General features: G+C 64.4%; 2 protein-coding genes. One reads left to right on the top strand and one right to left on the bottom strand.

All coding sequences use genetic code 11. The annotated features are described in order from the left end of the window. Positions 1–79 precede the first annotated feature (79 nt). Positions 80–664: an IPT/TIG domain-containing protein gene (locus ABTZ94_RS37310; protein ID WP_351207867.1), complete on the bottom strand. Its 585-nt coding sequence runs from the start codon at positions 662–664 to the stop codon at positions 80–82. 1,449 nt (positions 665–2,113) lie between these two features. Between ABTZ94_RS37310 and ABTZ94_RS37305 the strand changes: the two genes are divergently transcribed. After that, the gene (locus tag ABTZ94_RS37305; protein ID WP_351207865.1) at positions 2,114–2,233 is read left to right on the top strand and encodes a DUF5988 family protein; all 120 of its coding nucleotides are present in this window, start codon (positions 2,114–2,116) and stop codon (positions 2,231–2,233) included. Positions 2,234–2,274 lie beyond the last annotated feature (41 nt).

Raw genomic sequence — 2,274 nt, 5'->3', positions numbered from 1 at the left:
GCCTGCGCGTGGAACTCGCAGGCCGGCGCCGTTCAAAACCCTGGCCAGTCGGTGTGGCGACGAGGCAGGAGAGAGGTAGTCAGATGTAGGTGTACCCGCCGGGAACGGTGGCGGCCCCGGCAGCGGTCGTCACCACGACCGGGACGTTGCCCGCGGTGGAACCTGCCGGGATGATCCCGAACAGCAGGATCCCGGTGGGGTCGCTGCCCAGCACGGTGGCCGGAACTCCGTTGACGGTGACGGTGGCACCGTTCAGGTTGGTGCCGGTGATCACGAACGGGGTGGCGCCGGCGACCGGGCCCGAGGCCGGGATGATGCTGGTGGCGGTGGGAGGGGCAGGCGTGGGCGTACCCACGTAGGTGTAGGACACCGAGTTGCTCGTGCCGCTGCTGGTGGTCACGGTGACCGGCACTGCGCCTGCGGCATGCGCTGGGGCCACAAGCGTGAGAGTGAGCCCCAGTACGTCCTGGGAGACGATGGTGGCCGGCGTGGCGCCGAACAGAACGCTGGTGGCACCGCTGAGCCCCAGGCCGAGGAGCTGGACCGTATTGCCGCCTGCGACCGGGCCGGAGTTGGGCAGGACTGCCAGGAGCAGCGGCCCGAGAGGGAAGGACAGTTGGGCGACCGACCGGGACTGATCGGATGAGGTGACGTTTGTGGACATGACGGGTCCTCCTGCGACAGGCGGACCGTTGCGGTCCGCATGGGAACTGGCTGGGAGCGACGGCCGGCTTCCCTCGTGCCCGACGCGAGGTCAGGCGTGAGAGGAAGAATGGCTGTCGTCGGTTCCGGGGGCGACCGGGCAGTGGCTTGCGGCGATAAGACCGACCGGCAAATGGGGGGCTGACTCGACGGCGACCGGGGGCCGACGGGCATCAGCCGCGATGTAAGCACCACTGCCCGGTCTCAGGCAGGGCGGGCCGCTCTACCAGCCGACGGTCGGAAGCACCCATTGGCTGGTGGCTCTCCGGAGCAGCCGCCGTGGCAGTGGCCCTACTCGCCGAGCCCTGCCAGCAGGGAGGGCCGAAACGGGCGGGCCAATTGCCGAGCTTCCCGGAGAGGAATGGGCGACCCACCGGTTAACGACTTCAGTAACCCTAATGAATGAAATGCCATCAACCCTTGTGCCGATTAGTCACCCGATTGACCCAGTCCGCATTTTGCCCCGCGAGGGGACGAGTCGCCGGCCATCGCCGCCGTGGTCTCTTCGATCACGCCGAGGGAATTTCCCCGAACCAGCCGATGCGGGCCAGCTGCTCGGTGCACGTCTTTTCTCTTCAGTTGCGACAATTCGACGACAAATCGTCATGAATCCGACGTCACGAACCCAGTGAGGCGAGATTTGGAGGACTCACCGAGAAGCAGGCGTTCCTCATTTATCAAATTACGCCATACGGGTGAACTGCTGCCAGCCTCATTGCGAGGTTATCCAACTCCATGGGATAACCGTTCTGAATCCAACCGGTGGGCTGCCCTCCTCTCCGGGAGCGCGGCAACCGACGATCCGCCGCAGAACTGGCCAGCCAGTTGTGAGCAGCATGGAGATCGTTCGTCGCCATGAGCGCCCCTCGGCAAGGAAGAGGCGGCTCGCATCACCTCGTCAAGGGGCACCATGCGAACTCTCCGTACCGTCCAATCCCTCATCGGGCCTGTCTCCTGGCAACAGGACTGGCCGTGATCCCGACGGCAGCCTATGCCCGCGCCCCTGCGCTTCACCCTGAGGCCATGCTGGTCAATGCGGTCACCACAGCGCACACCGTCGGCTGCTCCAACGTGGCGTTCACCTCGTTTCGTACGCGAGGCCGATCGCCGACACTCTCCGCGCCATCGAGGAGCAGGCCCCCCTCGTCCCGGAAAGTGACGCACCGCGCATGGGATTCCTGGACCAGCTGCGCGACCTCGCGACACTCACCGTTCAGTAGTGGAAACATTTCCGGCTGCACTCTCGGGGCGACGTGACGGAAAGAAATCGAACCGACGCCGCTGATTGCTCGCCGTTGATTCTCCCGACTGAAGAGCGCCACGCCTCAGTCGATTCGCGTAAAGCTCGACAGAGGGCAGGAGCGCTCTCCGCCGTTCTGGAAAGTCAAGTCCACTGGAAGACGAAACAAGAGTGACAGTTCCCCGAGGGAACGGCTATGAGCATTTTGAGTTCACGGATCACCATGCCGAATTCGATGGCAAACTGCTGCCAGTCCATCCCTGGCTCTACCGCACATACATTGCCGAATAGCGCCTGTTGAAATCTGTGTGCTGCGGTGGGGAATCTCTTCC

Source organism: Streptomyces sp. NPDC002785, assembly GCF_040295565.1.
GTDB lineage: Bacteria > Actinomycetota > Actinomycetes > Streptomycetales > Streptomycetaceae > Streptomyces.
Note: the sequence above shows the minus strand (reverse complement) of the source record. Positions and strands in the feature narration are given on the sequence as shown.